Below are 1,468 nucleotides of genomic sequence, written 5' to 3' on the forward strand. Positions count from 1 at the left end.
GAGCAGACGCGTGTGCCAGGCCGGAGCTTGCGTTCGGTGCCCGGACCAAAATCGACGATCTCGCAGCAGAACTCGTGGCCGAACACGACGTCGCGGGAGAGGTCCATCGGCTTGCGTCCGACCTTCCGTGCCATCTCCACCATGCGAGGGGCGTGCTGGCGCGCGTGCAGGTCGGAGCCGCAGATGCCGCAGGCGAGCGTCTTGACCAGCACCTGGCCCGGGCCCGGCGTCGGGTCGGCCATCCGGTCGACGACGATCTCACCATTCCTGAAAATCGCGGCGCGCATCCGGCTCCTCCCATCTTGTTTGGAGCGCTGATACCACGAAGCACGAGGAGCGAACTTGCGTCAGGCGTTCGGGGAACGCTCCTCGAGCACCAGCAGCTGGGCGCGGCGGACGCGCTCACGATGGGCGATGTAGAGGCCGCTGGCGACGATGAAGGCCGCGCCGGTGATGGTGAAGACATCGGGCACCTCGCTGAAGATGAAGTACCCGAGAATGCTGACCCAGAGCAGCTGCGTATAGGAGAACGGCGCCAGCACGGAGGCATCGCCGTAACGATAGGCCAGCACGACGATCCACTGGCCCGCGGTCGAGGCGACGCCGATGAAAATGCCGAGCGCGATCGCGGTCCAGGACGGCGTGACCCAGACGAACGGCACCAGCACGGTCAGGATCACAAGGCCGGTGAGCGAGGAATACGCCATGGTGGTGACGACGGCTTCCCGTCCGCTCATCATGCGCGTCAGGATCAGCGTGCCGGCCCAGCATGCCGCCGAGATCAACGGAAAGACCGCGGCGGGGTGAAATGCGCTGGTGCCCGGGCGGAGGATGATCAGCACGCCGATGAGGCCGAGCGCAGTGGCGATCCAGCGGCGCATGCCGACCTTCTCGCCGAGGAAGACGATCGAAAGCGCCGTGACGAACAGCGGCGCGACGAAGCCGGTGGCGGAGGCTTCCGCGATCGGCAGGAACCCGAGGCCCGTGATGAAGAACAGCGAGGAGCCGAGCAGCGCCGCGCCGCGCATCACGTGCAGGCCGGGACGCTTGGTGCGCATCGCATAGAAAGGCGACGCGGGGAGCATCACCGGCGTGAACAGCAGCGTGAAGGTGAGGAAACGGATCCAGGTGATCTCGATCGAAGGCAGGCTGGCCGAAAGATACTTCGCGGTGGTGTCGGAGCAGCCGAGAAAAATCGTCGAGAGCAGGATCAGCGCGATGCCCTTGAAGGGATGATCGACGCGCGCGGGCGCGCGGCGCGCCTGCTGCTTCTTCTCCGGCGCGGGCATGGGAATACTGTCGAGCCTTGCGGCTGCGGCGGGCGGCGGTGTCACGGTGGGAACCCGGGCAAAATGCGAATCGAGAACGGTCGTAAAAAACGACAAATGCGCCCCGTTCACAACTTCCGAAAACAGGATGCCGATATGCGCGAGCCGCCGCGCGCGTCAATACTCCGTTAATATTGCAA

2 protein-coding genes are annotated in these 1,468 nt (G+C 65.3%); both read right to left on the bottom strand.

Translation table 11 applies throughout. The features are described 5' to 3' along the window. The coding region (locus JHD07_RS09575; RefSeq protein ID WP_291621388.1) for an alcohol dehydrogenase catalytic domain-containing protein at window positions 1-287 on the bottom strand (287 nt) is incomplete at its 3' end. A 60-nt stretch (window positions 288-347) separates the two neighbouring features. Next, a complete protein-coding gene (locus JHD07_RS09580) occupies window positions 348-1,289 on the bottom strand; it encodes a DMT family transporter (RefSeq protein WP_291621390.1) in 942 nt (313 codons plus the stop codon). Window positions 1,290-1,468: the final 179 nt, after the last annotated feature.

It is taken from the genome of Bradyrhizobium sp. (assembly GCF_016462955.1).
Classification (GTDB): Bacteria; Pseudomonadota; Alphaproteobacteria; order Rhizobiales; family Xanthobacteraceae; genus Bradyrhizobium.